This window comes from uncultured Anaerococcus sp., assembly GCF_963510575.1.
In the GTDB taxonomy this organism is placed as follows: domain Bacteria; phylum Bacillota; class Clostridia; order Tissierellales; family Peptoniphilaceae; genus Anaerococcus.
This window is the reverse complement of record NZ_CAUPFR010000116.1, coordinates 1-4777: the sequence shown is the minus strand read 5'-3', so window position 1 is coordinate 4777 and position 4777 is coordinate 1. Positions and strand designations below refer to the sequence as shown.

Here is a 4777-nt window from a genome sequence, read left to right as displayed (position 1 = left end):
ATCAACAATTACAACAAGGCCAACCCCCATGTTAAAGACTTGGTACATCTCGTCATGGTCGATTTTGCCTTTTTCTTCTATAAATTTAAAAATTGCTGGCACTTCATAGGAATCCCTGTAAATTTTCATTCCTAGACCTTTTTTGAGTGCCCTTGGGAGGTTTTCTATAAAGCCTCCACCTGTGATGTGGGAAATACCTGCCACCTTCACATTTTCAAGTAAGGTCTTTACTTCCTTGGCGTAAATTTTTGTAGGTCTTAAAAGAACTTGGCCAATAGGTTCCCCATTAAAGTCATCATCAAGACTTATATTTTCATCCTTTAGGATTTTTCTTATTAGGGAAAAGCCATTTGAGTGGAAACCTGTTGAAGGAATGCCAATTACTGCTTGACCAGCTTTTGTGTTTTCTGGATTAATTAAGTCTTCTTTTTCTGCACAACCAACAGCAAAACCCGCTATATCGTACTCGCCTTCCTTATAAAAACCTGGCATTTCTGCTGTTTCTCCGCCTACTAAAGCAGCACCCGACTGCCTACAACCATCAGCCACTCCCTTTACAATAGCTTCAATTTGTGCTGGGTCATTTTTGCCACAGGCAATGTAATCTAAAAAGAAAAGTGGAAGAGCGCCTTGGGCGAGGATGTCATTTACACACATAGCCACAGCGTCAATTCCGATTGTATCGTGCTTATCCATGTCAAAGTTTAAGTTTGGTTCCAACCCCATCTGTTCCGCTTACAAGAACTGGATTTTTAAATCCATAGGCAGAAAGGTCAAAAGCTCCACCAAAAGATCCAATCATATCCATCATGCCCTTGTTTTTTGTGGATTCGACATGTTTTTTTATTCTCTCAACTGATTCATAGCCGGCATTTAGGCTAACACCTGCCGCCTTGTATTTCTCGCTCATTTATTCCCCTTTGCTAAATATTGTTTTTGTATATCTGTTAATCCTGCCTTAAATTCTTCCTCATAGTTACCTAGACCTTCAACATAGTCACCTGTGAAAATATCTAGGGCAATTCCCTTATTTGGACTATCAAAATCAAAGCCAATTGCTTGTTTAAGGCCGTCCACAGTAATAAATTCCAAGCTATCAGCCCCGATTAAGTCCCTTACTTCGTCTTTGCTAAGGTTGGCTGCAATTAATTCCTCAGAAGTTTTCATATCTATACCCGAATAAGAAGGGAATACAATCTCTGGTGAACCAATCCTTAGGTGTACTTCGCTTGCACCTGCCCTTTTGAGCATGGAAATGATTCTCTTAGATGTAGTGCCCCTTACGATTGAATCGTCAAGAAGGATTACCCTCTTATTTCTCACAACATCAGAAAGGGCAGATAATTTCATCTTTACTGCTATATCTCTCAAATGTTGGGAAGGCTCGATAAAGGTTCTGCCTATGTATTGGTTTTTGATAAGACCCATCTCGTATGGTAGGCCAATTTCTTCTGCATAACCTGAAGCAAGTGAAAGGGAGGAATTTGGTACACCAACAACTATGTCAGCCTCCACAGGATATTCTCTTGCCAAGACCCTACCGGTATTTTTCCTAACTATATGGACGTTTTTGCCAAGGATGGTTGAGTCTGGCCTTGCAAAATAAATAAATTCCATGGATTCGATAGCTACATTTAAACCAGGTGTGAAGTTTTCTATCTCATAACCTGCATCGTCAATTTTTATGATTTCCCCTGCTGAAATATCCTTTAAAAAGTCAGCTCCAATTACATTTAGGGCACAAGACTCAGAGGCAATAGCATAAGAATCATTAAGTTTGCCGAGTACAAGTGGCCTTGTAGCATGTCTGTCAACAGCTCCGTAAAGGGCATCTTGAGTTAGAAGCATAACAGAAAATGAACCTCTTAGTTTATTTAAGGCTTCCTTAAACCTTTCTTCGATACTTTCTTTTCTAGAACGCCTAATTAAGTGCATAATAATTTCTGCATGGCTTGCTGAGTGGAAAACCGCTCCCTCGTCTTCAAGCTCTGCCCTTAGCCATTTGGCATTATTCAAATTACCATTCATGGCAATACCAAGGTGGCCATCGTTAAATTTATATAAGAGTGGCTCAATATTTTGAACGTTTGTAGAATTTCCACTTGAGTACCAAAGGGCACCCAAGGCGGCAGAACCATCTATTTTTTCTAATTTTCCATTGTCTTTAAATACATCTGCTAAAAGGCCAACATTCCTATAACCCCTTAGTCTAGTTCTTTCTGTTGATACAATTCCTGCACCCTGTTGACCTCTGTGTTGAAGAGCGTGAAGTGCATAAAAGGCAACACTTGGGGCCTTTTCTATATTCCAAATTCCAAACATTCTTACTCCTTTTTTTAATCTTATCTAGTAAAATATTCTACACCGTTTTTAAATATGTCTTGCCTATCCTTTAGGGTTTGAGTTTTGTAAAGAGTCTTATAAGACCTTTCAGAATGGCCCATCTTGCCTAAGATTAGACCGTCTTCACTTACCATTCCTTCTATGGCTAGGGCTGATCCATTTGGATTATACTTGCCGTTTAGACTTGCGTCCCCGTCGGCGTCTACATATTGGAAGGCTGCAAGATGTTTGAATTCTTCAATCTTGTTGCCAACTAATCTTCCTTCTCCGTGGCTAAATACCAATTCATGGAGGTCTCCGATTTCAAAACCTTGGGTCCATGGTGACTTAGTTGATGCCACTCTTGTGATAGCTGTGTCTGATATGTGCCTAAAGCCAACATTCCTAAAGAGGCTTAGGTCATCTTGGTCAAGGTCACAAATCTTTCCATAAGGTAAAAGCCCAGATTTGATGAGAGCCTGGAAGCCATTACAGATGCCTAGGATTAGCTTTTTATCTCCTAGGTGGGCATGGATTGCTTCTTTGACCTTATCATTTTTTAGGATGTTTACTATAAATTTCGCTGACCCATCTGGCTCATCTCCGGCAGAAAATCCACCAGGGAAGGCTATGATGTGGGATGTTTTTATCTCTTTAACGAAGGCATCGATTGATTTTTCAATGTCGTCCGATTTTGTATTGGTAAAGACAACTTGACTTACAACAGCGCCCGCCTCTTCAAAAGCCTTTTGAGTGTCGTATTCTGAGTTGGTTCCAGGAAATACTGGAATTACTACCCTAACCTCGTCAACTTTTTCCTTGTAATAAACATTTTCAGTTTTTTTGGAAACTAGGTTTTCTACCTTGCCCTCATTTTTGTTGTAGTAGGTTGGATAAATTTCTTCAAGGGTTGATATATAGGCTTTTTCAGCCTCATCAAGGTCGATTTTAATTCCATTTATAGAAATTTCTTCGCTCACCCTACCAATTTCCTTAAAGTCTAAATCACGATTAGCTTCTATGACAATTGAGCATGGATTGAAATCAAGAGCCTTGTCATAATCAATAGTAAATCCTAATTTATTTCCCAAAGCCATCTTGATTAAAGATGAGGTAACTGATCCAAAGTCTTGGACATAAGCAGATACGACTTTCTTATCTTTGATATAAGAATTTAATTTCTCAAAGTCTGCCATGGCCTTAGCGAGGTTTGGATAAGCTTTTTCGTCTTTTTCTATTTCAATTATATATAATTTATTACCGACTTTTTTAAGGTCTGGAGTAATAACGTCTTCGATTTTTACAGGAGTACAAGCAAAGGAAATCAAAGTTTCAACAACATTTAGGTCATTAAAGGATCCTGACATGGAGTCCTTGCCACCTATAGAAGGTCTGCCGATTTCTCTTTGAGCTATGATTGAACCTAGCATGGCTTGGGTGACCTTGCCCCATTTTTCTGGGTCATCTAGGAGTTTTTCAAAATATTCTTGGAAGGAGAAGTACAAGGACTCTCTATTTCCACCAACAGCATAAACTTTTGCCACAGATTCTAAAACTGCGTAAATGCTTGATAAAAATGGTGAATATTTTGATATTTTTGGGATAAAACCGTAGGCTAGGATGGTTGCAGTATCTGGTGTAGAATAAAGTGTAGGAATGGCTGCAACTGAGGCTTGGACAGGAGTTATCCTTTCCTTGCCTGCAAAAGGCATCATTACAGTTTGGGCACCAACAGATGAGTCAAACATTGAAACCAATCCCTTTTGGTTGGTGATGTTTAAATCTTTTAGCTCATCTAAAATCGCTTCTTTGATCACTTCTTTTCCTACAAATGGATTTTCTCTTACCTTATCGACTAAATCTGCCTTAGCATGTTTTCTGACTCCCGCTGTTGCCAAAAATTCTGCGCCAAAGTCTACAATTTTTTCACCTTCGTAATACATTTCAAGACGATTTCTGTCTGTTATGTTTGCAACATGGACGTATTCGAGATTTTCTTTTTCACACTCTTTTACAAAGGCCTCATAGTCATTTTTATCTATACCTACCGCCATTCTTTCTTGGGATTCGGAAATGGCTATTTCTGTAGGATTAAGTCCCTTATATTTTGTTTTGACCCTATCAAGGAAAATTTCAATACCTTCAGAAAGCTCACCTATGGCTACAGATACGCCACCAGCTCCGAAGTCGTTTGATTTTTTAATAAGCTTTGTTACTTCTGGTTTCCTGAAAAGTCTTTGGATTTTTCTTTCCTCAACAGGATTACCCTTTTGGACCTGGCTAGATGCTGTTGTTAAGGATGAGTCATTGTGGATTACAGAAGATCCTGATGCACCTTGGATGCCATCACGGCCGGTTCTACCGCCAATCATGACAACTATATCACCAGGAACTAGTTCTTCTCTCTTATAATCGCCATCTTTTACAGCGCCAACAACTGCTCCAACTTCCATGG

General features: G+C 39.3%; 4 protein-coding genes. All 4 read right to left on the bottom strand.

The window, feature by feature from the left end; all coding sequences use genetic code 11:
* Window positions 1-726 (bottom strand): phosphoribosylformylglycinamidine cyclo-ligase (purM, locus tag RQ907_RS07650; RefSeq protein ID WP_311492781.1); only part of this gene is annotated, 726 nt, incomplete at its 3' end.
* Window positions 698-910, bottom strand: a complete 213-nt coding sequence (locus RQ907_RS07645; protein WP_311492780.1) for a hypothetical protein — start codon at window positions 908-910, stop codon at window positions 698-700. The genes purM and RQ907_RS07645, both read right to left, overlap by 29 nt.
* Complete coding sequence (gene purF / locus RQ907_RS07640) at window positions 907-2322, bottom strand: amidophosphoribosyltransferase (RefSeq protein WP_311492779.1); 1416 nt, start codon at window positions 2320-2322, stop codon at window positions 907-909. Before purF ends, RQ907_RS07645 begins: the two co-directional genes overlap by 4 nt.
* A 20-nt stretch (window positions 2323-2342) precedes the next feature.
* Window positions 2343-4777: phosphoribosylformylglycinamidine synthase subunit PurQ (locus RQ907_RS07635; protein WP_311492778.1), on the bottom strand; the 2435-nt coding region annotated here is incomplete at its 5' end.